At 74.0% G+C, this 23,443-nt stretch carries 19 protein-coding genes; 9 read left to right on the top strand and 10 right to left on the bottom strand.

Translation table 11 applies throughout. From position 1 onward, the window contains the following. Positions 1-85: 85 nt before the first annotated feature. Entirely contained in the window at positions 86-1,486 is a 1,401-nt protein-coding gene (cysS, locus tag ACIRPH_RS17895; protein ID WP_402915610.1) for a cysteine--tRNA ligase, read from the bottom strand. Between the two features lie 294 nt (positions 1,487-1,780). Between cysS and ACIRPH_RS17890 the strand changes: the two genes are divergently transcribed. Further along, positions 1,781-4,036, top strand: coding sequence for a DUF2637 domain-containing protein (locus ACIRPH_RS17890; protein ID WP_402915607.1), 2,256 nt, complete (start codon positions 1,781-1,783; stop codon positions 4,034-4,036). Between the two features lie 681 nt (positions 4,037-4,717). Here the strand turns inward: ACIRPH_RS17890 and ispF are convergent. The 3 genes from ispF to phoU all read right to left on the bottom strand — a co-directional run bounded on the left by ispF (position 4,718) and on the right by phoU (position 6,758). Continuing rightward, positions 4,718-5,188, bottom strand: a complete 471-nt coding sequence (gene ispF / locus ACIRPH_RS17885) for a 2-C-methyl-D-erythritol 2,4-cyclodiphosphate synthase (RefSeq protein WP_267947807.1) — start codon at positions 5,186-5,188, stop codon at positions 4,718-4,720. Between the two features lie 35 nt (positions 5,189-5,223). Further along, positions 5,224-5,706: a CarD family transcriptional regulator gene (locus ACIRPH_RS17880; RefSeq protein ID WP_267947806.1), complete on the bottom strand. Its 483-nt coding sequence runs from the start codon at positions 5,704-5,706 to the stop codon at positions 5,224-5,226. Between the two features lie 389 nt (positions 5,707-6,095). Continuing rightward, entirely contained in the window at positions 6,096-6,758 is a 663-nt protein-coding gene (gene phoU / locus ACIRPH_RS17875; protein WP_267947805.1) for a phosphate signaling complex protein PhoU, read from the bottom strand. Positions 6,759-6,882: 124 nt separating this feature from the next. Here phoU and ACIRPH_RS17870 point away from each other — a divergent pair, with 124 nt between their 5' ends. Both ACIRPH_RS17870 and ACIRPH_RS17865 read left to right on the top strand, forming a co-directional pair. Beyond that, on the top strand, positions 6,883-8,079 hold the full coding sequence (locus ACIRPH_RS17870) for a sensor histidine kinase (RefSeq protein WP_402915603.1): 1,197 nt from the start codon (positions 6,883-6,885) through the stop codon (positions 8,077-8,079). Then, positions 8,076-8,771: a response regulator transcription factor gene (locus ACIRPH_RS17865; protein ID WP_013155318.1), complete on the top strand. Its 696-nt coding sequence runs from the start codon at positions 8,076-8,078 to the stop codon at positions 8,769-8,771. Before ACIRPH_RS17870 ends, ACIRPH_RS17865 begins: the two co-directional genes overlap by 4 nt. A gap of 379 nt (positions 8,772-9,150) precedes the next feature. Here the strand turns inward: ACIRPH_RS17865 and dtd are convergent, their stop codons facing one another. Together dtd and ACIRPH_RS17855 are read right to left on the bottom strand one after the other, a co-directional pair. Continuing rightward, a complete protein-coding gene (dtd, locus tag ACIRPH_RS17860; RefSeq protein WP_402915600.1) occupies positions 9,151-9,576 on the bottom strand; it encodes a D-aminoacyl-tRNA deacylase in 426 nt (141 codons plus the stop codon). A gap of 69 nt (positions 9,577-9,645) precedes the next feature. Further along, positions 9,646-11,505 (bottom strand): DUF2207 domain-containing protein, encoded by a 1,860-nt coding sequence (locus ACIRPH_RS17855; RefSeq protein ID WP_402915597.1) that lies wholly within the window; start codon positions 11,503-11,505, stop codon positions 9,646-9,648. A gap of 153 nt (positions 11,506-11,658) precedes the next feature. On the opposite strand from ACIRPH_RS17855, the gene ACIRPH_RS17850 reads away from it, so the two are divergent. From ACIRPH_RS17850 to ACIRPH_RS17840, 3 genes are all read left to right on the top strand, one after another. Further along, complete coding sequence (locus tag ACIRPH_RS17850) at positions 11,659-12,537, top strand: neutral zinc metallopeptidase (protein ID WP_402916015.1); 879 nt, start codon at positions 11,659-11,661, stop codon at positions 12,535-12,537. 75 nt (positions 12,538-12,612) lie between these two features. Further along, the gene (locus ACIRPH_RS17845) at positions 12,613-13,626 is read left to right on the top strand and encodes a neutral zinc metallopeptidase (RefSeq protein WP_402915595.1); all 1,014 of its coding nucleotides are present in this window, start codon (positions 12,613-12,615) and stop codon (positions 13,624-13,626) included. A gap of 215 nt (positions 13,627-13,841) precedes the next feature. Further along, positions 13,842-16,292 (top strand): hypothetical protein, encoded by a 2,451-nt coding sequence (locus ACIRPH_RS17840; RefSeq protein WP_402916014.1) that lies wholly within the window; start codon positions 13,842-13,844, stop codon positions 16,290-16,292. An 18-nt stretch (positions 16,293-16,310) separates the two neighbouring features. On the opposite strand, the gene ACIRPH_RS17835 is transcribed toward ACIRPH_RS17840, so the two are convergent. The 3 genes from ACIRPH_RS17835 to ACIRPH_RS17825 form a co-directional block, all read right to left on the bottom strand. After that, entirely contained in the window at positions 16,311-16,610 is a 300-nt protein-coding gene (locus tag ACIRPH_RS17835) for a DUF2516 family protein (RefSeq protein WP_402915592.1), read from the bottom strand. 163 nt (positions 16,611-16,773) lie between these two features. Next, a complete protein-coding gene (locus ACIRPH_RS17830) occupies positions 16,774-17,718 on the bottom strand; it encodes a M56 family metallopeptidase (RefSeq protein ID WP_402915590.1) in 945 nt (314 codons plus the stop codon). Positions 17,719-17,723: 5 nt separating this feature from the next. Continuing rightward, on the bottom strand, positions 17,724-18,086 hold the full coding sequence (locus ACIRPH_RS17825; RefSeq protein WP_267947797.1) for a BlaI/MecI/CopY family transcriptional regulator: 363 nt from the start codon (positions 18,084-18,086) through the stop codon (positions 17,724-17,726). Between the two features lie 370 nt (positions 18,087-18,456). Between ACIRPH_RS17825 and ACIRPH_RS17820 the strand changes: the two genes are divergently transcribed. After that, positions 18,457-18,987, top strand: coding sequence for an O-acetyl-ADP-ribose deacetylase (locus ACIRPH_RS17820; protein WP_402915588.1), 531 nt, complete (start codon positions 18,457-18,459; stop codon positions 18,985-18,987). A 257-nt stretch (positions 18,988-19,244) separates the two neighbouring features. On the opposite strand, the gene ACIRPH_RS17815 is transcribed toward ACIRPH_RS17820, so the two are convergent. Further along, complete coding sequence (locus ACIRPH_RS17815; RefSeq protein ID WP_402915586.1) at positions 19,245-20,594, bottom strand: cryptochrome/photolyase family protein; 1,350 nt, start codon at positions 20,592-20,594, stop codon at positions 19,245-19,247. A 74-nt stretch (positions 20,595-20,668) separates the two neighbouring features. Here ACIRPH_RS17815 and ACIRPH_RS17810 point away from each other — a divergent pair, with 74 nt between their 5' ends. Beyond that, a complete protein-coding gene (locus ACIRPH_RS17810) occupies positions 20,669-21,661 on the top strand; it encodes a YbgA family protein (protein ID WP_402915584.1) in 993 nt (330 codons plus the stop codon). A 467-nt stretch (positions 21,662-22,128) separates the two neighbouring features. Next, the gene (mshA, locus tag ACIRPH_RS17805) at positions 22,129-23,427 is read left to right on the top strand and encodes a D-inositol-3-phosphate glycosyltransferase (protein WP_402915582.1); all 1,299 of its coding nucleotides are present in this window, start codon (positions 22,129-22,131) and stop codon (positions 23,425-23,427) included. Positions 23,428-23,443: the final 16 nt, after the last annotated feature.

The raw sequence follows: 23,443 nt of genomic DNA, 5'->3' as shown, positions 1-23,443 counted from the left end.
TCCGGCTGGTGGAATGTCGCCGACCAGCGCGAGGCGCGGCGGCAAACTCCCAGAGTAGTGCCGCCGCGCAACCGCACGCGTCCGGTCAGCCCCGGCGCAGGTCCCATCGGGAGCCCTGCGGGGTGTCCTCGACCACGATTCCCGCCTCGGCGAGCTGGTCCCTGATGGCGTCGGCCGCCGCGTAGTCCTTGCGGGCGCGGGCCGCCTTGCGCTGTTCGAGGGCGACCGCCACCAGGGCGTCCACGACCTCGCCGAGCCCCTGGTCCGCGCTCGACCACTGCTCGCTGAGCGGGTCGAGGCCCAGGACGGTCAGCATGGCGCGCAGTTCGCCGGCGAGTTCGGCGGCCTGCTCCTTGCCTCCGGAGGCCAGCGCGGTGTTGCCCTCGCGGACGTGGCCGTGGACGACGGCGAGGGCCTGGGAGACCCCGAGGTCGTCGTCGAGGGCGGACGCGAACTCCGCGGGCACGTCCGCGGCCGGGGCGATCTCGCCCACCACCTCGACGGCGCGGGTGAGGAAGCCCTCGATTCGCTGGTAGGCGGCGGCCGCCTCCCGGAGCGCGGCGTCGGAGTAGTCGATGGTGGAGCGGTAGTGGGCCTGGCCGAGGTAGTAGCGCAGTTCGACCGGGCGGACCTTCTGGACCATCTGCGGGATGAGCAGGGAGTTGCCGAGCGACTTGCTCATCTTCTCGCCGCCCACGGAGAGCATGCCGTTGTGCAGCCAGTACTGGGCGAAGCCGTCGCCGGCCGCGCGGGACTGGGCGAGCTCGTTCTCGTGGTGCGGGAAGATCAGGTCCAGCCCGCCGCCGTGGATGTCGAAGCTGGGGCCGAGGTACTTGGTGGCCATGGCCGAGCACTCCAGGTGCCAGCCGGGCCGGCCGCGCCCCCACGGGGTGTCCCAGCTGGGCTCGCCCGGTTTGGCGCCCTTCCAGAGGGCGAAGTCGCGGGGGTCGCGCTTGTCCCGGTCCGGATCGGAGTCGGCGGACTCCATGACCTGGTCCAGCCGCTGGTTGGAGAGCTCGCCGTAGGACGGGTAGGAGCGCACGTCGAAGTAGACGTCACCGCAGCCGTCGTCGGAGGCGTAGGCGTGGCCGTCGTCGATGAGGCGGCGCATGAGGTCGATCATCTCGGGCACGTGGCCGGTGGCGCGCGGCTCGACGGTGGGCGGCAGGCACCCGAGGGTCTCGTAGGCCCTGGTGAACGCGCGCTGGTTGCGCTCGGTGACCTGCCACCAGGGCACGCCCTCGGACGCCGCGACCCTGATGATCTTGTCGTCGATGTCGGTGACGTTGCGGCAGAAGGTGACGTCGTACCCGCTGTGGCTCAGCCACCGCCGCAGGATGTCGAAGTTGACCCCGGAGCGGATGTGGCCGATGTGCGGGGGTGCCTGCACCGTGGCACCACACAGGTACAGGGAGGCGGATCCCTCGCGCAGGGGGACGAACTCGCGGACCTGTCGGGCACTGGTGTCATAGAAGCGCAGACTCACGTTGTCAAGCCTATCCGCTTTCCCCTCGGGGCCGCGTCACAAACCACGAACTCCCACGTCGGCCGTTCCCCCTTCGGCCATCCCGAAGTGGGTATATGTGTTAAGCCGTATTCGGGTGGAGGGGGCGCGGGAAAACACCTCCCCACCACCCGCCCCCGGGGATCAGCGGGCCGCCAGACCCTGCATATTCCGACAGACCACCCCAGACCACCCCTGAGTATGCCGGTCGGGAAGCAACCGTAATCGGCCGGAATCTCGTGTTAGCGGCACCGACTCGACTACGCTGCGGTGGCGATGGCCCCTTACAACAACACCCCCGGATCAAGGACACGGAACGGTCGGCCCGCAGGTCGCGTCACGGGAGCCGGAGCTCTCGCGGGTGGTGCCCTGTTCGTCGGGCTCATCGCGCTGTGCGCCCTCGTCATCTCCTACAACGGCATCTTCCAGTTCGCCGAGTACGGCGGCCACGCGGGCAGCGCCCTGGCCCACGTGTTCCCGGTGACCTACACCCTCCTGCTGATCATGGCGTGCTGGGTGAGCTACCTGCTGCGCGGGGCGCACCCCCGCGAGCGGCTCTGGGTGGACCTGGTCCTGATCCCGGCCCTGATCATGTTCGCCACCGCGGCCATGCTGCTGAGCAACCTCGAACTCGTCGAACGGGTGCCCGAGGGGGTCGCCCGGGTCGTCGTCGCGGTGGCCCCGCTCGCCGCCCTGCTCGTGGCGTTCCTGCTGTGGATGACCGTCCGGGCGCACATGCGCAGGCGCCGCCGCCCGCCGACCGCCCGGCCCCGTCCCTCCGACGACCCCACCACCGTGCTGCACGCGCGCGCGGTGGTCCCGCCCGCCCGCGTGCCGGACGAGCCGGACGACACCGCCCTCAGGACCCGGCTGCTGCGCCTGGGCCCCGACGACCGGGACACGGAGCCCGTGGACGGGGGGCGGTCGCACGAGGACGGGGAGTTCGTCCGGATCCGCCCCCGGCCCGAGGCGACCGCCGCCCCGGAGCGGCACGACGGCGGCTCCGGGGCGGCCGGAAGCCGCCGGTACGACGATCCGGACGACGAGTCGGACGGGCTGCCGGAGGACGACCGGGAGGACGACCGCGACCACGGCCCGGAGGAGCACGGGGCCGGGGCGGGACCGATCGCCTCACCGGCGCCGGTGAGGGCGTCCCGTCGGGGACACGGCCGCCCCGGCGACGAGGACGACGGGGCGCCGACGCTCCCGCTCCCCCGGCGCTCCCGGAGCGGGCACAACCCGATCAAGCTGGCGGCCGAGCAGCCCCCCGTGGTGCCCGGCGCCGCGGCCCCCGGTCCCGAGCCCGTGGAGGACCGTTCGGGTGACGCGGCCGTCCCCGCCGACGCCGACGGGCCGGTCCGGGCGGTCGGGGAGGAGCCGGACCACCTCGCCGACGAGGGTTTCGACCACGAGCCGCCGCCCGGCGACCCGGCCTCCGACGAGGCGGAGGCCCCCGCCGCCCTCCCCGTTCCCGGAGGGGGACCGGAGGCGTTCGGCGGCGAGGGGCCCGGGGCCGTGGCGGAGACAGCGCCCGTCCTCGGCGCCCGGACGCCGGCGGAGGCAGCGCCCCGGCCGGAGGGCCCTGCCCACGGGATCCGCGCGGAGCACGGGGGACACGGCGAGGACGGGCCCGACGCGCACGGGTCCGCGCCCGGGTCCGTGCCCGCCCCCGTCGCGGGAACCGGTGCCGGGGCCGTCCCCGAGGACGGCGCCGCCGCCTCGAACGGGAGGGCGGACCTGTCGGCGGGCGGACCGGCGGACGGGCTCTCGGACGGGACCGGGGACGGGATGGGCGAACCGGAGGCGGAAGGACCGCGGGACCCGTCGGCGGACGGGCCCGCGGACGACGGCACCGTTCCCGGGGACGGCCGTGCGTCGGCGACCGCCCTCTGGGAGCCCCCCGCGAGCGCCGACACGGGGGCCGGGGTCCTGTCGGACTACGTGCCCCCGGTGTGGACGCCTCCGGAGGACGACGGGCCCTCGTACGCGGACGAGGATCGCGTGGAACCGGAGCCGGAGCCGGCGCCCGTGCTCGACCACGACACGGGGCCGACGGTGCGCGCGGCGTTCCGGATCCCCCAGGCACCGCCGGAGGCCGCCGACCCGACCCGGGGGCCGACGGTGCCGGAGCCCGCGGAACCGCACCCGGCGGGGGCCGCTCCGGCGCCCGGGACGGGGGGCGTACCGCGGGAGCACGTGCCCGGCCCGGGGGCCGGGGAGCCGGAAGGGGGGACGGACGGGGAGCCCGAGGAGGAACCCCTGCCCGAGGTGGAGGAGCTTCCGTCCGCCTTCGGCCCCGGTGCGGAACCGGGGACCCGGGACCCCTCGGACGGGGAGGCCCCGGAGGACGGGGCCGGGACCCGCACGGAGCGGCCCGGACCGGAGCGCCTGCCCCTGACGAAGCGGAGCGTGCGGACGCCGGTGGAGAAGCGCCCCATGGTGCTCAAGCCGCCCCGCCCGCCGCTGCCCGACTTCGCGGCGGGACCGCCGTCGCGGCGCGTGCGCAGCGAACCGCTCCGCCCCGACGAGTGAGCCGTGCGCCCCGCCCGGTCGTCCACAGCCCCGCGGAAGGGGTGGCGGACGGCGACCGGGCGGGCCATGCTGTTGTCGGGGGCGCGTGAGCGCCCCGCAGGGAGGGGTGGTCCCCCATGCCACAGCATCCCCCCGCCCGTCCGGCGCCAACCGCCCCCGCACGCCCTGTGGACGGCCTGGGCCCGGCCCCCGGTTCCCGCCGGGGGCGTTGCCCGAGGCGCGCCCCGGCGGCCCCTGTGTCCCGTTCGGAGCCTCGGGCGGGACGCCGCGCACCAACCCGCGCGGGATCCGGCAGCGGGCGTGGGGCCACCGCAGGGCGAGCTGCCGCGCCAGGGCCGGAGCCCTCGGCCGCGAGGGGTTCTGCCCCGGCCTGCCCCCGGGTCGACCGGCGATCGCGCAGCACCGCCACCGCCTCCACCGCCGCCGGCCGGGCGCGAGGCCCCTCCGCCGGTCGCGCCGTCCGCAGCACCGGGCGGGGGATCGGACCGCGGGGTCGCCCGCTCCCGGACCCCGCTCACCGCCCGGCCCCGGGCACGACGCGCCCCGGGGCACGACGCACCCCGGACACGACGAAGGTCCCGCACCCCGGGTGCGGGACCCCTCTGTTCGCCGTTCGTCCCCTCGCCGGGGCCGGGTGGCGCCCGAAGACGCACGGGTCCGGCACCGCCGCCGGCGGGCGGGTCAGTCCACCGCCGCGCACAGGGCCGTGGCGACGGCCGCGATGCCCTCGCCCCGGCCGGTGAGGCCCAGGCCGTCGGTCGTGGTCGCGGAGATGCTCACCGGCGCCCCCACGACCTCGGAGAGCGTCTTCTCGGCCTCGGCGCGCCGGGGCGAGAACTTGGGACGGTTGCTGATGATCTGGATGGCGACGTTGCCGATCTCGAAACCGGCCGCGCGGACGCGCGCCGCGGTCTCGGTGAGCAGAGCGGCGCCCGAGGCGCCCTTCCACCGCGGTTCCGCCGTGCCGTAGTTGGACCCGAGGTCCCCCAGGCCGCAGGCGGACAACAACGCGTCGCACGCCGCGTGGGCGGCGACATCGCCATCCGAATGGCCGCTGACACCGTCTTCACCCGGCCATTCCAAACCGGCGAGAAAAAGTGTCCGTCCAGGAGAAAACGGGTGGACGTCCGTTCCGACGCCCACCCGAGGCATATTCGTCATGAATGACGCGATTCCGTGACTGGAGTTCAGGTCGTGAGAACCTCGTCGAGGAGGGCCTCGGCCTTGTCCTCGTTGGTCTTTTCCGCGAGGGCGAGTTCGCTGACGAGAATCTGGCGCGCCTTGGCGAGCATCCGCTTCTCGCCGGCGGACAGACCGCGCTCCTTGTCCCGGCGCCACAGGTCGCGAACCACCTCGGCGACCTTGTTGACGTCGCCCGACGCCAACTTCTCCAGGTTCGCCTTGTAGCGCCTGGACCAGTTGGTGGGCTCCTCGGTGTGCGGTGCGCGCAGCACCTCGAAGACCTTGTCCAGGCCTTCCTGCCCCACCACGTCACGAACGCCGACGTCCTCGGCGTTCGCGGCCGGCACACGGACCGTCAGATCGCCCTTGTCGACCCTCAGAACGAGGTAGATTCTGTCCTCGCCCTTAATGGTGCGAGTCTCGATCGCTTCAATACGAGCAGCCCCATGATGGGGGTAGACAACAGTGTCGCCGACCTTGAAAGCCATGTGACAGGTACCCCTTCCGCTACCACAAGGATACCACGAATCTGTGACTTAACGTACCTATTAGGTTTGCGAACACGCAGGTCAGGACCCCCTTTTCGGGGGTTGACAAAGTGTACCCGAGGCCTGTCGCGGGCCTGGTCAGGACGTGTCCGAAAGGCTTCGGAGCCCCCTGGCCAGCGGAACCGCGCGCCCTTGGCGAAGGGCGGGGAGAGGTCGGGCGCGGCCCGACTCCGCCCCTCTTCCGAGGGGTCGAAGCGACGGATGTCACGATTTTGCGCCGACCGGAACCCCCTTTGTCCCGGCAGTGCCCCGCAGCCCCGCCGACGGTCCCGCGCCACCGGCGCGAACCCCCTCCGCCGCACGGGCGCCACGGGTCTCCCCCCGGGAGGTCAGCCCTCCGGGTCGTAGTCCTCGCGCTTCTCGCCCGTCACCATGTAGACGAGGTTGTCGGCGACGTGGACCGCGTGGTCACCGAAGCGTTCGTAGAAGCGTCCGACGAGGGTCACGTCCATGGTCGCCTCCACCCCGTACTCCCACCCGGGGGCGAGGATGCGCTGGAGCAGCTTGCGGCGCAGGCGGTCCATCCGGTCGTCGTCCTTGTCCAGCTCCAGGGCGGTGTCGGGGTCCCTGTCGACGATGACCTCACCGGCCTTGGTGACCAGCAGCTCCGCCTGGTGGCCCATCTCCAGGACGATCGACCGGACCGGCTTGGGGATCGCCGAGTCGGGGTGCCTGCGGCGCGCGATCTTGGCCAGGTGGACCGCGTGGTCGCCCATCCGCTCCAGGTCGCCCCGCATGTAGAGCGCGGTGATGATGGTCCTCAGGTCGGAGGCGACCGGCTGCTGCCGGGCCATCAGGCTGAAGGCCGTGTCCTCGATGTCCTGGTCGAGGCGGTTGATCGCCTCGTCGCCGGAGATGACCTCCTGGGCGGCGTCGATGTCGCTGTCCAGCAACGCCGTGGTCGCGCGTGCGACGGCGTGCCTGGCCAGTCTCGTCATCTCGACGAGGCGTTCGGTCAGACTGTCAAGGTCCTCGTGGTACGTATCGCGCATGGCGTCAATGCTCCCAGTGGTTGTTTGAAGAGTCGGCCAAGGTTTGGTGAACGATGGAAGAACCTCGGTTGTGTCGTCTGCCCTGACCGGGTAAAGCTCCAGTCCGCACGTTTACGATCGAATCGTGCAAGGGGAACTTCTCGCCGCTGTGACCGGCATCTTCGGACTCGTGACGGGCGTCGTCATCGGCGTCCTCGCCGGTCATTTCTTCCGTACGGGTACCAACGAACGCCGCCAGGCCCCGGTGCCCCAGCGCCACGACGGCACCACCCTGCCCCCGGGGATCGCCGAGGTCCTCTCCGCACTCCCCTCCTCCGCGGTGGTCCTGGACTCTGCCGACAGGGTCCTGCGCGCCTCCTCGGCCGCCCGCGCCTTCGGCCTCGTCCGGGGCGAGGAGCTGGTGATAGGCGAGCTCCTCGTCCTGGCCCGCAAGGTGCGGCGCGACGGGGTCATCCGGGAGACCGACATCGAGGTGGCCGTGCGCAAGTTCGGCCCCGACGCGACGTCCTTCGCGGTGCGCGTCGCCCCCCTGGGGGGCACCGGCCTGGTGCTGGTCCTCGCCGAGGACCAGACCGAGCACCGGCGCGTGGAGGCGGTGCGCCGCGACTTCGTGGCGAACATCTCCCACGAGCTCAAGACCCCGGTCGGCGCGCTGTCCCTTTTGGCCGAAACCGTACAGGACGCCAGCGACGACCCGGAGGCGGTGCGCCGCTTCACCGACCGCATGCAGACGGAGGCCGCGCGGCTGACGGCGGTCATCCAGGACCTCATCACGCTCTCGCGGATCCAGGGCGCGGAGCCGATGGCCGAGCCCACCAGGGTCGAACTCGGCGGCGTGGTGGAGGAGGCCCTGGACGCGGTGCGCATGCCCGCGGACGCCAAGGGGATCGAGCTGGTCGGCAGCGGCGCCGAGGGCGTCACGATCCTGGGCGACGAGGGGCTGCTGGGCACCGCCCTGCGCAACCTCATCGCGAACGCCGTCGCCTACAGCCCCAAGAACACCCGGGTCGCCGTGTCGGTCGGGGTGTCCCGCTCCAGCGTGGACATCAGCGTCGCGGACCAGGGGATCGGCATCCCCCAGCAGGATCGGGAGAGGATCTTCGAGCGGTTCTACCGTGTGGACGCCGCTCGGAGCCGGGCCACCGGTGGTACCGGTCTCGGCCTGGCGATCGTCAAGCACATCATGACCCACCACCGTGGAGAAGTGACCGTGTGGAGCAAGGAGGGGTCGGGGTCGACGTTCACACTGCGTCTTCCCAGACCCGACGACCGGGGGCCCGACGCCACCCGGAACACCGATCAGCAGGAGGCGGCACAGTGACTCGTGTACTTGTTGTCGAGGACGAGGAATCGTACAGCGACGCCCTGTCGTACATGCTTCGCAAGGAGGGCTTCGAGGTCGCCGTGGCGCCCACCGGAACGGTGGCGCTGGAGACCTTCGACCGCACCGGGGCCGACCTGGTGCTGCTGGACCTGATGCTGCCGGGCCTCTCGGGCACCGAGGTGTGCCGGACGCTGCGGCAGAAGTCCAACGTCCCCGTGATCATGCTCACCGCCAAGGACTCCGAGATCGACAAGGTCGTCGGTCTGGAGCTCGGCGCCGACGACTACGTGACCAAGCCGTTCTCCTCCCGCGAGCTCGTGGCCCGCATCCGCGCGGTCCTGCGGCGCCGGGGCGAGGACGAGGTCGTCCTCCCCGCCGCCCTCGAGGCCGGCCCCGTCCGCATGGACGTGGAGCGCCACGTGGTGACGGTCCGGGGCGACAACGTGCAGCTGCCGCTGAAGGAGTTCGAGCTGCTGGAGGTGCTCCTGCGCAACGCCGGGCGGGTGCTGACCCGGATGCAGCTCATCGACCGGGTGTGGGGCGCCGACTACGTGGGTGACACCAAGACCCTCGACGTGCACGTCAAGCGGCTGCGCGCCAAGATCGAGGAGGACCCGGGCAGCCCGCGGTACATCGTGACCGTGCGCGGTCTGGGCTACAAGTTCGAGCCGGTCACGGTCGACGTCTGAGGGCACGGGACACCCGCGGGGCCTCCCCGTCCCCCGTCTCCTCCCCCTTCGCTCCCGTGCCCCGGGCCGTGGACCGGCCACGGCCCGGGCCGCACGCCGTCCCCGCTCCCCGCGGAGCCGGGGACCGATCGGGCGTACGCGCGGGCCCGAGGGGGCCGTAGTCCATGCGCGCGTCCCCGAGGAGCAGGCGCCGGCGTACGCGCGGGCCCGGGGGAGCCGTGCGGCGATCGCCGGCGCGTCGGCGGCCCGAGCGCCCGTCCCGCACGGGCGCACCGCCGGACGGACCGCCCTCCGGGGCCGTGTGGCGGCCCCAGGGCCGCCGGGGCCCGATCCGCCCGGAAATGTACCCGCGGGCGGTCGCGGGCGGGCACAGGGCCCCTCAGGCCTCCAGGACGACCGTGAACGGCCCCTCGTTGGTGAGGGAGACCGACATCTTCGCGCCGAACACCCCCGTGGCGACCGTGGCGCCCAGCCCGCGGAGCTCCTCGACCACCGCGTCCACCAGGGGTTCCGCCACGGGCCCCGGGGCCGCGGCCTGCCAGGTGGGGCGCCGCCCCTTGCGCGCGTCCCCGTAGAGCGTGAACTGGCTGACCACGAGGATCGGCGCGCCGGAGTCGGAGCAGGACAGCTCGCCCTCCAGGATCCTCAGCGTCCAGAGCTTCTTCGCGATCCTGGCGGCCTCGGAGGCCGTGTCGGTGTGCGTCACCCCCACGAGCGCCATCAGTCCGGGCCCGGTGATCTCCCCGACGACCCGGCCGTCGACCGTCACCGACGCGTGCGAGACACGCTGCACGACCGCGCGCATGGTTCCCCCTCGTCCTTCTCTTCCCCGCGCCCGCCGTCCGGCGGGCCGCCGTTCGCCGCCCGGTCCGCGCTACGACGACCGCTGGAACTGGTTGAGCGCCCGCAGGCGCCGGGTGTTGGTGATGATGCCGGTCAGCGACACCACGAACGTGGTGATGGAGTCGGCGAAGTCCTCGATCCTCCACTCCCGGGGGCCGGTGTACCAGGCGAGGCCGTCGCCGGTCAGCTCCTCCGGGGTGAGGTCGGCGAGCGCGGCCGAGGCCAGGATGTTCGCCCACCGGTCGACGTCGTCGAAGATCACCGCGTACGGCAGGTAGCGCGAGTAGAGCTCCACCCTCCGGCCGGGGAGGGCCTGCTCCGCGCGGGGGCTCAGCAGGAAGTCGCGGAAGCCCATCGTGTGCGCGTACACGCTGCTGCCCAGCTTGGTCTTGGCGGGCATGTACTGGGCCCCCGCCGTGACGGCGGCGCCCGCGATGACGACCGCGAGGCCGGAGAAGGCCGCGCTCGTGAAGACCGCGAGGACCCCGGTCAGGACCACGCCGACCGCCGTCAGCGCCATCCCGACCGTGCTCCAGCGGGTGCGCACCTGGCTCGGCGACCGGGCGAACCACTTGAGCCGCACCATGTCCCGGTACAGCTCCTCGCGCACGCGGTCGATCCTGGCGGGGAAGTCGGCGGAGGCCCGCGGCGACCCCAGCTGCGACAGCCGCACCGTGCGCCGCTCGCCGAAGAGGGCGTCCAGCAGCAGCCACTCGGAGGCCAGCAGGGTCTCCCCCGGGGGGCCGTCGAGCCGGACCAGGCGCCAGTCGACGGAGGTGAAGTGCTCGTGCGGCAGCTCCTCCAGGCGGATGTAGCCCCGCACCGCGAGGTCGACCACCGCCCCGGTGAGGTCGGCGATGTCGACGCGTTCGTCGATGAGGGTGCCGATCTGGCCGGGGTGCACGTCGTCCGGCGGCGCGAACCTCAGCTGCCCCCGCTCGCCCTCCTCGACCGGCGCGTGGTCGCCCTCGGAGGCCTCCCGGCGCAGCGCGCGCTCGTCCCGTCCCCGCACCCGGATCAGCACGGCCAGGCCGCCGACCAGGACGACGAGGAGGAGGCCGAACACGCCGGCGGTCGCCGGGGTCACCGCGAAGGCGGACGCGAGCGACCACCTCCGGGTGAGGATGGGTTCGCCCTCGGCGGTGCCCGAGGGGTAGTTGACGACGATGTCCAACCGGTCGTCGGGCTCCATGTCCGCCTGGAGGAAGTGGGCGACGCCCGCCTCCGGCCCCATGTCGGACGCGGTGCAGTACATGGCGCTGCGCGGTTCGCCCGCCAGGCACGAGAGCGCCTCGGGCGGCATGGGCGCGGTCACGGTGACGTCGGTGGACTCCACGGTGTGGCTGTAGGCGCCGACGGCCCTCCACTCCATCTGGACGCCCCGGGTGACCTCGCTCACGGTCCCGCTCACCCTGTAGGTGAGCACCACGCCGGCGGTGGCCGCGGTGGGGATCCGCGCGTACAGCGTCCCGTCCGTCTTCTCGACCTCGACGGCCAGGGAGCCGCCGTCCAGGTCGGTCGCCTCGACACCGGTGACCTCGAACTTCCTGTCGTGGTCCGTGTCGTAGAGCATCGTCTCGGTCAGGGCCCTGGTGAACTCCGCGGGGGCCCCGCCGCTGAAGGTGATGGTCTCCTCGCCGTGGAGGACGCCCGCGCGGTCGAGCTCCAGCCTGACGTCGTTGGTGATCAGCGGATCGGCCGCGTTCCGGAGGTCGACCGCGCCGGTCCGGGCCGGCGCGCCCCCCGGTACTGTGGTGGCCGGCGCGGCTGCCGTCGCGGCGTGGGCCTCCCCTTCCGGCCACACGACGCCAGGCGCCGTGACCAGCACGGAGCACACCGAGAGGACCGTCGTCGCCACGACGGCCGGGCGCCAGGAGCCGACCCACCACATGACGCGAGAGCCTATCCGGTCCCCCCGCGCGCTGTTGTCACAGGGCGCGGCGGGCGGCGCCGTGCTCCCGTCCCCCCGGAGGCCGACGTGGTGAGGCGCGGGCCGGCCCCGGGCCCGGAGTTCTGGTCGGAACGGCCCGGGTTCTTCCAGCGGATGGGGCTGGGCGTGTCCCTCACGCTCGGGACGGGGCTGGCCGCGGTCGGCTTCACCGGCTTCCTGGCGTTCTCGGCGATGCTGTCGTCCTCCGACGCCGCGTGGTCCCACCCGATCGCGTCGGCGGGCCCGGCCGGCGACGGGGGCGGCGAGCACCGGCAGGCCTCCTCCGGGGGAGGGGACATGCTCGGCGACAACCCGCTGTACCGGATCGGGGAGCTCGGCGAGGTCACCTGCGAGGCCCCCGACCTGGACCCGGAGGACCCGGAGTCCGTGGAGGGGTTCGTCCACGAGATCGCCGACTGCCTCGACCGGGCGTGGAGCTCCTACTTCGCGTCGGCGGGGATGGAGTTCTCCTCCCCCAACCGCGTGTACTGGTACTCGGCGGGGCACAGTCCGTGCGGCGCGTTCCCGACGCAGGGCACCGCCGCGTTCTACTGCCAGGCCAACCAGGGCCTCTACCTGGGGGTCGAGGACATCGTGGAGGCCTCGGCCGGGAGCGACAGACCCGAGGCGTACACGTTCCTGCTCAGCCACGAGTACGGGCACCACGTGCAGGGGCAGTCGCGCATCCTCGCCGAGTTCCACGAGGCCCGCGCCGGCGTGGACCACGAGACCGCCGACGAGCTGACCAGGCGCAACGAGCTCCAGGCGAACTGCCTGGGCGGGGTGTTCCTGGGCGCAGCCGGCCCGGGGCTCGGCCACGGCGGGTCCGAGCGGGAGAATATCCTCGACGACGTCGGCCTCCGGTCCGACCGCGGCGGCGACCACACCCACGGCTCGGCGCGCAACGGACGCCTGTGGACGGCGCACGGCATGGACCGCGTGGACCCGGGGGCGTGCAACACCTGGGACGCCCCCGAGGACCTGGTCGAGTGAGGCGCTCGCGGGGGCGCGGACAGGGGCCTGGCCGTCCGGCCCGGCCGACGGCGACGACAGGGCGGGCGGACAGGGGTGTACGCAGGGTTCGGTGAGTCTCCCCGTTCGGCGCCGCCCGGTCAGGCGCGGCGCGCCGACCGGCGGGCGCTCGGTCTGGTGACCGCCCTCGTGGTGGTGCTCCTGGCGCTGGCGATGCTGTCCTGGACGACCGTCAGCGAGGAGGCCCCGGGTTCCGGTGCGGCGCCCCGGGAGGGCGGTGAGGGCGCGGCTCCCGACACCGACTTCGACGACAAGCCGGGGCAGAGCCCCTCGGGGGACGCCGCGGCCACCGGCCTGGCCGACCCGTTCGGGCAGCGGGAGAGCCCGTCGGGGTACGAGGCCCTGGTCGCGAACCCGCTGTACGGGACCGGCCGCCTGAGCCCGCGCCCGTGCCCGGCGCCCGGGCTGGACGTCGACGACACGGAGTCGATGAAGGACTTCCTGGACTCGGTGGCGGACTGCCTCGACGACGCCTGGGCGACCCAGTTCGCCCGCGCGGGCATCCCCTTCACCCCGCCGGAGCGGGTGTTCTGGGACGAGCCCGGGGTGAGCCCGTGCCGCCCCTATCCGTCGCAGGCGGGCGCGTTCTACTGCCGTGCGAGCACGAGCATCTACATCGGGACCGCCGACGTAGTGGAGAAGTGGAACGGCGCCACGCGGCCGGTGGTCTACGCGTCCCTGCTCGCCCACGAGTACGGACACCACGTCCAGGGCGAGTCGGGGCTGCTGGAGTACTACCACGAGCAGCGCCAGCTGGAGGAGGACCCCCTGGAGCGGAACGCGTGGACGCGCCGCAGCGAGCTCCAGGCGAACTGCCTGTCCGGCGCGTTCCTGGCCTCCGTCCGCGTGAGCTTCCCCCTGGACGGGGACGACTTCGAGGCGGTCCTCGGCGACGCCAGGGCGACCGCCGACCGCGAGGACGGCGGCGAGGAGGAGCGCACGCACGGGTCGGCGGACAACAGCGTGCACTGGACCAGCCGGGGCTGGGAGGAGCAGACACCGGGCGCCTGCAACACCTGGGACCTGGACGACGAGACGCTCGTGCGCTGAGCTCCGGCGCCGGTCGTGCGGGCGGTGCGCCGGACCGGGCCGCCCGGAGCGCGGACCGGCCGCGGTCCCCGGGCCCCGGGCGGCGGGGGCGCGCGGCGCGGTGCGCAAGCGCCTGCGGGGCGGGGGATCCGCGCGTCCGGCCCGGACCGCCGAGGGCGTCCACAGGTCTCCTCCGGTGCTGTCGCTCGGACACGCAGCGTGGCAGGATGCTTGACATGTCGGACCTCACCGCCCCCCTCAGCGCCCATGAGCCTGACCCGACCGCCCCCGTCGTCGTCTCCCCGCCGACCGCCCCCGAGCCCTCCTCCGCCCCGACCGCGCCGCGCCCCGCCGCGCACAACTGCGTGGAGCTGCGCGTGCACGGCGTCAGCGGCGGCCAGGCCGAGGAGCTGCTGGACGTCGAGCCCGCCATGCGGGTGGGCGGCGACCGCCTGGCCGGTTTCTTCCGGTGGCGGCGCAGTGCCGACACCGAGACCGTTCCCGGGGTGCGCCGGGAGATCTTCGCCTGGGGCAACCTCACCTCCGGCAGGTCCTCCCGGGCGCTGTGGCTGCTCCTGCTGCCGTTCATGCTGATCAACGTCGCGTACTGGATGCGGCCCGGTCGGATGGACCGCTCCCCCACGGGCGTGCGCCGGCTGGCCAACAACGCGTACGGGGCGGGCGTGCGCCTGCTGGCGCTGACTCTGACGATGCTCATCACCCTGGCCGCCGGGGGGATCGGCATGGACCTGGTCGCCTGGCAGTGCGCCGCCGGGCAGGGCGACGAGTGCGTCCGGATGCGTCCGTGGCTGGCGTTCCTGGCCTCGCCCGCGTCGCCGCTGTCCGGGCCGGGGACGGCCCTGCTGGTCGGCGCCGTGCTGCCGGTGGCCGTGGTGCTGGTGCTGTGGCGGCTGTCGCGGCGCACCGCCGCCGACTACGAGGTGGTCTCCCCGGCGGTGCCGCCCAGGGAGAGCGCGGCGGCGCCGCTGAGCCACGCCGACTTCTGGCTCAACAGCGAGACCATGGCCAGGCTGCGCTCGGCCCACATCTCGGTGGCGCTGGGGACCGTCGCCGCGCTCCTGCTCGTCCCGGCCCTCCGGCACGACCTGATCTCCCCGTCGGGCGGGCCCGGCGGCGACTCCGTCCTGTGGGGGTCCGGGACCGTGCTGGCGGTCCTGCTCTCGGCGGTGGTCGGGGGGAGCGCCCTGAGCGTCCTGGTCCCCGGCGTGGACCCGCGCTGGAACGCCCGGGCCGACCGGGTCTGCCGCCTCCTGCGCGACGCCACCCTGGCCCTGGGCGTCGCGGTGGCCGTGTACACGGTGTGGCCGCGCCCGGAGTGGGCGGCCGCCGGACGGCTGCCCGGCAACGGGGCGATCCTCAACACGCTGTTCGCCGTGCAGGCGTCCCTGCTCCTGCTCATGCTGGCCGCCGCGCTGGTGCTGTTCGCCGCCGACCGGGCCCACGACGGGGCGGCGATGCGCGGCCTGGCCGGACCGGCCACGGCCGCCCTGGGCGCCCTCCTGGGCGGCGGCTTCTCCGCGGCCCTGGTCTACCAGGGCTCGCTGTGGCTGAGCGGCTGCGGCTCCCTGTCCGCACCCGGCGTCGACTGCCTGCCCCTGTCCGCGCCCTCGGCCTACTCGTGGCTCCAGCTGACCTTCGCGCTGGAGGCGGCCATCGCGGTGGGGGTGGGGGCGATGCTCGCGCTCGAACTGCGCCGGAGCACGCGTGCGCACCTGCCGAAGGTCGCCGAGGACTACGCGCGCGGCGTGCACGACCGCCGTACCCGGGAGATCGCGCGGGCCCGGGCGGCGGGGCGGATGACCGAGGTGCTGCCCTCCGTGATGGTGGCCCTCCTCCTCCCCGCGGGGGCGCTGGGGGCCCTGGCGCTCTACTCGACCCTGACGGGGAACCTGGGGGCCGGACCGGTCCCCGCGGCGACAGCCGTGGCGGGCGGGGCGCAGGAGGTCGCCCAGAGCACGGTGTCGGGGCTGATCGGCCTCGGTTCACTGCTCGGAGGGGCGTCCCTGGTGGCGCTGGCGCTGATCGGGCGCGGCGCGTACCGCGACCGGCCGACGCGGCAGGCGGTCGGCGCGCTGTGGGACGTCGGCACGTTCTGGCCGCGTGCGGCCCACCCGCTGGCGCCGCCGTCCTACGCGGAGCGCGCCGTGCCGCAGCTGTCCGCGAGGGTGGCGAGGATGACCCGGGAGGACACCGACGTGGTGCTGTCCGGGCACTCCCAGGGTTCGGTGCTGGCGGCGGCGACGGTGTGGCAGCTGCCGTCCGACTGCCTGGGCCGGATCGCGCTGATCACGCACGGCTCACCGCTGGACCGCCTGTACGCCAGGTACTTCCCGGCCTACTTCGGGCCGGGGCCCTTCGCCGACCTGCGGGAGCGGGTGTCGGTGTGGCACAACCTGTGGCGCGTCACGGACGCGATCGCCGGACCGGTGCGGTTGCGGGACGCGTCCGGAGGGGAGGGGGAGCTGCTCACCGTGGAACAGGCGGAGCCGCTCCCGGACCCCCGGGGCTACGACGCCCCGCCGGGCGAGGCCAGGCGGCCCGAGATCCTGGGCCACTCGGACTACACGGGCGACCCGGCCTACGCCGGGGCGCTCTGGCGGGTGATGGGGGCCATGAACGGCGCGGACGCCTCCCGGACGAACGCGGCCCCGGAGGGGTGCCCGTGACCCCCGGGCGGAGGCGGCCTACCAGGGGCCGTAGGGGCCGTTGTTGCGGTTGCCTCCCACGCCCTTGACCGCCGGGCGCACGTCGAGGAGGAAGACGAGGGTGGCCACCAGGCCGAGGATCACGAACATCCCGCGGCCGGAGAACACCGCCAGCAGGGAGAGGCCCGTGGCGAGGCCGGTGAGGACGATCCACAGCTTCTTGGTCTGCTTGTCCATGAGCTCGAACGCCGCGGCGGGCGTGCGGATCGCCTCGATCAGCGCGTACAGACTGGCCACGAAGGTGACCAGGTAGATGGCCTGCCAGATCAGTCCGAACAAGACGCACACTCCCGAAGACGTTCCGAGCGGGGGGACCGCCCGCTCTCCACCGTAAACGGATCGCGGGCGCCGATCGTGCCCGCGGAGGGCCGGATCACACGTGTCGCGGTCGGGTGACCGGCGGCGCCCACCGGGGCGGACCCCTGACCTGCGGGGCCGGAGGTCACACCGGGATGTGCCAGAGGCAGGTGACCGCCGCCAGGAGGAACGCCGAGCCGCCCATGATGACCGCGCCCGCGTGGTACGGGAGTTCTTCGTCGGGGCGCAGGAGCCGGTTGACCCGTCGCATGACGCCGGGTTCGGCCTCGCTGACCGCGGCCATGGCCCCGGCGGGGACCGGTGCGGGGCCGGCGGCGCCGAAGCGCAGAAGGGCCATGGCGAGCTCGCGCGAGGAGCTGCGGCGGCTGGCCTGGTCGTCGGCGCACATCTCGATGAGCAGGGCGACGCTCTCGTAGTAGGTGCGGACCAGGCGGACCCGCGGGAACGCGCGCTTGAGCGACGAGAACGGCAGGAGCACCAGGTCGTGGCGCTGGCGCAGGTGGGCGTGCTCGTGGGCCAGGACCGCGGCCAGCTCGCGGTTGTCGAGGACCGCGAGCGCTCCGGCGCTGATGACGACCTGGGAGCGCAGGACGCCCGGAAGGCAGTACGCGGCTGCGGCCGGGTGGTCGACCACCCGGGCGCCGGGTACGTCGGGGTGCTCGCTCGCGACGAGTTCGAGGAGGTCGTGGTGGCGCCGGCGGACGCGGACGACCTGCACGAAGGAGGAGACGAGGCCGTAGAACAGAACGAGGGTCAGCACGAGGGCGAGGACGACGGCCACGACGTGGCTGACGCCCTCGACGCCCTGGGAGAGCTCCGTGAGGATCAGCCGGCCCGTGACGAGGTCGGTGGCGAGCGCCAGGGAGCCGCCGGCCGCGCCGAGCTGGTAGGAGGACAGCCCGAAGGCCAGGAGGGCGCCGATGGTCGACACGCCCCAGGCCAGACCCAGGGTCTGCCAGGTGATCACCGCCGTGTAGGGACCGCGCGAGGGCCACTTGGCCCGGTGGAGCGCCTCCATGGCGATGAGGCAGCCGACCGCGACGAGGGAGAGTAGGGCGGCACTGACCATACGGACTAGTTCCTTGGCTGCTCGATTTCCGAGAGTGCGCGCCGGAGCGCGGCAGCCTCCTTGCCGTCCATGGACTGGACGAAGGCGGCCAGGGCGGCGTCGCGGTCACCGGTCTGTCCGAGCGCGTCGAACATCAACTCGGAGACGTAGGCCTCACGGCTGGCTGCCGGACGGTATCGCCACGCACGACCCTCGCGTGCCCGGGTGACGACCTTCTTCTTGGCGAGCCTGTCGAGCACGGTCATGACGGTCGTGTGCGCCAGGTCGCGCTCCGCGAGCGCTTTGCCGACCTCACGAACCGTCATCGGTTCATTCCGTGCCCACAGTACATCCATCACCGCGCGTTCGAGTTCGCCAAGCCGATTCATGACCACGAGTCTACTTGGGGTCGTACTACACGCCGTCGTACCCCCACGTTAAATCCTCGTCTCCTACGGGACAAGGGATTGCGCCCGCCGATTCCGGTCCCGGGGTCCGGCGCCGAAGGGGCGCGGATCCGGTCCGGGCCGTCGCGGCCCCGGCCGGAGTGAGGCGGATCGCGTTCACGGAGACCCTGGTCAGGGGACCGGGGCCGGTGGTGGGGGCCGCGGGCGCGGGTGGAGCGGTCCGCCGCGGGGACGCGTCCGCGCCGGACGCCGGTCGCACGGGCAAGCCCGGCGGGAGGCGGGTCGCGCGGGGCGTCCGGGGTTCGAGGGGCGACCGGTGCGATACTGCCCCTCCGCACCGGAAGGAAGCACCATGGGCTCCCCAGAGCACCCCCGCGTCGACCTCGTCCGCGGCGACATCACCGAGCAGGGCGTCGACGCGGTCGTCAACGCCGCCAACAGCTCCCTCCTGGGCGGCGGAGGGGTGGACGGCGCCATCCACCGCAAGGGAGGGAAGGCGATCCTGGAGGAGTGCCGCGCGCTGCGCGCCGGGCACTACGGGGGCGGGCTGCCCGTCGGGCAGGCGGTGGCGACCACCGCGGGCAGGCTGCCCGCGCGGTGGGTGATCCACACGGTGGGACCGGTGTACAGCCGCACCGAGGACCGGAGCGCGCTGCTGGCCTCCTGCTACGTCGAGTCACTGAGGGTCGCCCACGAACTGGGGGCGGGGTCGGTCGCGTTCCCCGCGATCTCCACCGGCGTCTACCGCTGGCCGATGGACGACGCGGCGCGCGTGGCGGCGCACGCGATCCGCACCGCGCGGCCGCGTGTGCCGGAGATCCGGATGGTGCTGTTCGAGGACGCGGCGCTGGCGGCGTTCCGGGCGGCGTTCGACGCGCCCTGACCGCCGGCCGGAGGGCGCGGGACGGCCCTCCCCGGAGGCCGCCCCGCACCCCCGTGCTCATGCGGCCGGGGCGGCCGTCCGGTCACGGCCCTCCCCGGCGGTCCGCACGGGGGAGGCGACGCCCCGGGAGCCTCGCGCGGGCGGCCTCCGGCAGCGGGCCCGGACGCCCGCCGTCGGCCCCGGGCGCACGCGGTGCGCCCGTCCGGTCGGCCGCGGTCCCGGACGGGTCGCGGCCCCGGGGGCGGAGCCGCCCCGGGTCAGTGGCCGGGGTCGGCGATCGGCGGCGGATAGCCCTCCGGGGGCGTCTCCTCCCTCCAGGGGGTGTGGGCCCGGGCCCCCGGCAGATCGGCGAGCTCGGGCAGGTAGCGGCGGACGTACACGCCGTCGGGGTCGAAGCGCCTCGCCTGGCGGAGCGGGTTGAACGACCGGTTCGGCCGGGTGTCGTTGCCCGTTCCGGCCACCCACTGCCAGTTCCCGTAGTTGTTCGCCACGTCCCCGTCGAGGAGGTTCTCGAAGAAGTGGTCGGCCCCCTCCCTCCAGTGCACGCGCAGCGTCCGGGTGAGGAAGGCCGCGGTGATCATGCGGGCCCTGTTGTGGACGAACCCCTCGCGGAGCAGCTGCCGCATGCCCGCGTCGACGATCGGCACCCCGGTGCGGCCCTCCTTCCACGCGGCGAGGGCGTCGGGGTCGCGCCGCCACTCCTTGCCCCGGGGCCGGTAGTCGCGGACGTTCATGGCCGGGAAGGCCGCGGTGACCTGGTGGTGGAAGTCGCGCCACGCGAGCTGGCGGACGAACTCCGGTCCCCCGGGGCGCCCGTCCGCGGCCAGGGCGGTCTCCAGCGGGGACAGGCAGCCGAGTCGCAGGTCCGCGGACAGGCGGGAGGTGGCGTCGCCGGCGAGGTCGTCGTGGCGGTCGGGGTAGCCGTCCAGGCCGTGCCGCACCCACGCGGCCAGCCGCTTCCGGGCCGCGCGCTCACCGCCCTCGGGCAGGTCCGCCGCCAGGGCGCCCCTGCCCCGGCCGTCGTCCCCGGGAAGGCGGCCGGTCCGCACGCCCTTCGGCAGGGCCACCCGGTCCGGGGCCGGGAGCGGTGCGCGCCACGGGTGCGCCTCCCAGGCCCGCCAGTAGGGCGTGAACACCTTGTAGTGGTCCCCTCCCGCCGGGGCGACCTCCCCGGGCGGGACCACGGTCAGGCCGGGGAAGCACTCCACGGCCAGGCCCGCCGCGCGCAGGCGGTCCTCCCGGCGCGCGGCGAGGGCGGTGACCCCGGCGGTCGTGTGGACGGTGTCCGCGCCGAGGGCCCCGGCCAGGGCGGGGACCTCCTCGGCGGTGTCCCCCCGCAGGACCACCAGGTCGCCGCCGCGTTCGCGGAGGCCGGCGCGCAGGGACGCGAGCGCGTCGGCCAGGTGCGCGACCCGGTTGCGGGCGGAGCGGTCCGCGACGGCGGGGTCGAGCACGAACACCGGGACGACGGTCCGGGTGCGTTCGAGCGCGGCCGTGAGAGCGGGGTGGTCGCGGACGCGGAGGTCCTGGGTGAACAGGACGAGTGTCGGGGCGGACAAGCGGCGCTCCTTGCCTGGATCGTGCAGAACACTACGCATCGTGTCCATGCGGCTACCCTAGGACCACGGAACGCGCCGGGAGAATACCGGTGGCGGTTTCCCGGATCGGGTAGGGATGACGCATGACGACACGCCTTCCACCTGCACAGAACACCTCGGAAACCCCATCGCGTCCACTGGTCGGGGTGTCCAGCTGCCTGTTGGGGGCGCCGGTCCGCTACAACGGGGGGCACTCGCGCTCCCGCTTCCTGACCGACGAGCTCGACCGGCACGTGAGCTGGCTCCCCGTCTGTCCGGAGGCCGAGATCGGCCTGGGCGTCCCGCGTCCGACGCTGCGCCTCCAGCGGCGGGACGGGGAGGACAGGGTGGTCTCCAGCAAGAGCGGGGCCGACGTCTCGGAGGAACTCGCGCGGACCGCCGACCGGCACCTCGCCCAGCTGCGCCGCCTGGACGGGTACGTCCTCAAGAACAAGTCGCCCAGCTGCGGGCTGTACGCGCTGCCGGTGTTCGACGAGGACGGCGGCCGCGTGGACGGCAAGGGGCGGGGCGCCTTCGCCCGCAGGCTGACCGAGCTGCTGCCGTCCCTCCCCGTGGAGGAGCAGGGGCGCCTGTCCGATCCGGTCCTGCGCGAGCTGTTCGCCCAGCGCGTGTTCGCGCACGCGAGGCTGCGGACGCTCTGGGAGTCGCCGTGGCGGCCCCGTGACCTGGTGGACCTGCACACACGGCACAAGTTGCAGCTGATGTCCCACTCCCCCGAGGGGTACCGGGAGACGGGGCGGATCGTCGCCCGCGCCGGCACCGCCGACCGGGAGGAGACCGTCGCCGCGTACACCGAGGCCTTCCACCGGACGATGGCGGTCGTGCCGAGCCGGGGCAGGCACGTCAACGCCCTCCAGCACGCCTTCGGGATGCTGAGCCCCCTCCTGGACGACTCCCGCAGGCACGACCTGCTCGAGGCGATCCAGGACTACCGGAGGGAGCAGACGCCGCTGAGCGTGCCGGTGGCGCTGCTGCGCCACCACTGCGCGGGGGAGGACGTCGCGTGGGTCAGGGACCAGACGTACCTGCGCCCCTACCCCGACGACCTCCGGCTCCGGCACGCCATCGCGGTCTGAGCGGCCGGCCCCGCGTGCGGCCCGACGGTCTGCGGCGGGCCGGGTCCGGCGCGCCGGCGGCCCCCTGGAACGGGCCCTTCCGCCCGGACGGCCCGCACCGCCTCCTCGGCGACGCCGCCGGGCCCGGGGCGAGGCGGGCGGCACCGGCTTCGCGCCGCCGGAGGGCCGCGACGGCCGCACCCCGCCCGGGGAGGACCGTGTCCCCGGCCGGACGGACCGATCCGCCGTCCTCCCCGCCGCACGCGGTATGACGGTGGCCACAGTCCGCCCCGGCGGAGGGCACGGCTCCAGCACGTGCGATCGCGGCTTTCCCGCCACGGCGGACCTCCCGGCTGCCGGCCGGTCCGCTACACCCTGAATGCCGACCGGTCAATAGCAGACCCCTCGGACAATCCGGGCGGGAACAGTGTGTACCTTCGTCGCTGTTGACGACAGCGGCTGTATACGCGATCTGAAGGGACCCACCGGTGTCTGGAATCGTTCCCGTGGGAGAACAGGCGGCGGTCCCTTCCCGAGTCGCGACCGTCAGTCTGCACACCTCGCCGCTCGACCAGCCGGGCACCGGTGACGCCGGGGGGATGAACGTCTACGTGGTCGAGGTGGCCCGCCGGATGGCCGAACGCGGCGTGGCCGTCGACGTCTTCACCCGCGCGACCGAACGCGACATGCCCCCGGTCGTGGAGCTCGCCCCGGGCGTGAACGTGCGGCACGTACCCGCCGGACCCTACGGCCGCCTGGACAAGAACACCCTCGCCGAGCACCTGTGCCCGTTCATCTTCGGCCTGCTGCGCGCCGAGGCCCAGGGCGAACCCGGCCACTACGACCTCGTGCACGGCCACTACTGGCTGTCCGGTCGCGCCGGTGTGGTGGCGGCCCGCCGCTGGGGCGTGCCGATGGTCCAGTCGATGCACACCATGGCACGGGTGAAGAACGCCGCCCTGGCCGAGGGCGACGTGCCCGAACCCGAGATGCGCGTGCGCGGCGAGGACCAGCTGGTCCACCAGGCCGACCGGCTGATCGCCAACACCGAGGACGAGGCCCGCCAGCTCCGTGAGCACTACGGCGCGCGCGACGGCCAGATCAGCGTGATCCCGCCCGGGGTGGACCTGGAGGTGTTCAGTCCCGGTTCGCGCCGGGACGCGCTGACCCGCATCGGCCTCCCACAGGACACCGAGCTGCTGTTGTTCGTGGGTCGCGTGCAGCGGTTGAAGGCCCCCGACGTGCTGATCCGCGCGGCGGCGGACCTCCTGCGGCGCGACCCCTCCCTGCGGTCGCGGCTGGTGGTGGGCGTGGTCGGCGGCCTGTCCGGCGGCGGTATGCGCGAGCCCCGGATGCTCACCGACCTGGCCCGGTCCCTGGGCGTGGCGGACGTGGTGCGGATCGAGCCGCCCCAGACCCGGGAGCGGCTGGCCGACCACTACCGTGCGGCCGCGGTGACCGTGGTGCCGTCCTACTCCGAGTCGTTCGGCCTGGTGGCGGTGGAGTCCCAGGCGTGCGGCACACCGGTCCTCGCGGCACGCGTGGGAGGACTGACCACGGCCGTGGCGGACGGGGTGTCCGGGGTCCTGGTGGACGGGCACGACCCGGCGGACTACGCGGCCCAGCTGCACAGGATGATCGTCGAACCGGCCTGGCGTGCCAAGCTGGCGTTGGCGGCGCCCGAGCACGCCGCCACCCTGGGCTGGTCCCGGACGGTGGACGAGCTGCTGAACGTGTACAGCGCGAGCATCAGCCCGCCCGCGCTGCCGCTGGCCGCGAACAGGTGACCGAGTGAGGGAGGCG

This window comes from Nocardiopsis sp. NPDC101807 (assembly GCF_044766605.1).
GTDB classification, from domain to species: Bacteria; Actinomycetota; Actinomycetes; order Streptosporangiales; family Streptosporangiaceae; genus Nocardiopsis; species Nocardiopsis tropica.
Note: the sequence above shows the minus strand (reverse complement) of the source record. Positions and strands in the feature narration are given on the sequence as shown.

Excerpts from the sequence above, each read along its gene's own strand:
- ACIRPH_RS17890 (WP_402915607.1), top strand. The coding sequence starts at position 1,781 with ATGGCCCCTTACAACAACACCCCCGGATCAAGGACACGGAACGGTCGG.
- ispF (WP_267947807.1), bottom strand. The coding sequence starts at position 5,188 with ATGCCTCGGGTGGGCGTCGGAACGGACGTCCACCCGTTTTCTCCTGGA.
- ACIRPH_RS17880 (WP_267947806.1), bottom strand. The coding sequence starts at position 5,706 with ATGGCTTTCAAGGTCGGCGACACTGTTGTCTACCCCCATCATGGGGCT.
- phoU (WP_267947805.1), bottom strand. The coding sequence starts at position 6,758 with ATGCGCGATACGTACCACGAGGACCTTGACAGTCTGACCGAACGCCTC.
- dtd (WP_402915600.1), bottom strand. The coding sequence starts at position 9,576 with ATGCGCGCGGTCGTGCAGCGTGTCTCGCACGCGTCGGTGACGGTCGAC.
- ACIRPH_RS17855 (WP_402915597.1), bottom strand. The coding sequence starts at position 11,505 with ATGTGGTGGGTCGGCTCCTGGCGCCCGGCCGTCGTGGCGACGACGGTC.
- ACIRPH_RS17850 (WP_402916015.1), top strand. The coding sequence starts at position 11,659 with ATGGGGCTGGGCGTGTCCCTCACGCTCGGGACGGGGCTGGCCGCGGTC.
- ACIRPH_RS17840 (WP_402916014.1), top strand. The coding sequence starts at position 13,842 with ATGTCGGACCTCACCGCCCCCCTCAGCGCCCATGAGCCTGACCCGACC.
- ACIRPH_RS17830 (WP_402915590.1), bottom strand. The coding sequence starts at position 17,718 with ATGGTCAGTGCCGCCCTACTCTCCCTCGTCGCGGTCGGCTGCCTCATC.
- ACIRPH_RS17825 (WP_267947797.1), bottom strand. The coding sequence starts at position 18,086 with ATGAATCGGCTTGGCGAACTCGAACGCGCGGTGATGGATGTACTGTGG.
- ACIRPH_RS17820 (WP_402915588.1), top strand. The coding sequence starts at position 18,457 with ATGGGCTCCCCAGAGCACCCCCGCGTCGACCTCGTCCGCGGCGACATC.
- ACIRPH_RS17815 (WP_402915586.1), bottom strand. The coding sequence starts at position 20,594 with ATGGACACGATGCGTAGTGTTCTGCACGATCCAGGCAAGGAGCGCCGC.
- ACIRPH_RS17810 (WP_402915584.1), top strand. The coding sequence starts at position 20,669 with ATGACGACACGCCTTCCACCTGCACAGAACACCTCGGAAACCCCATCG.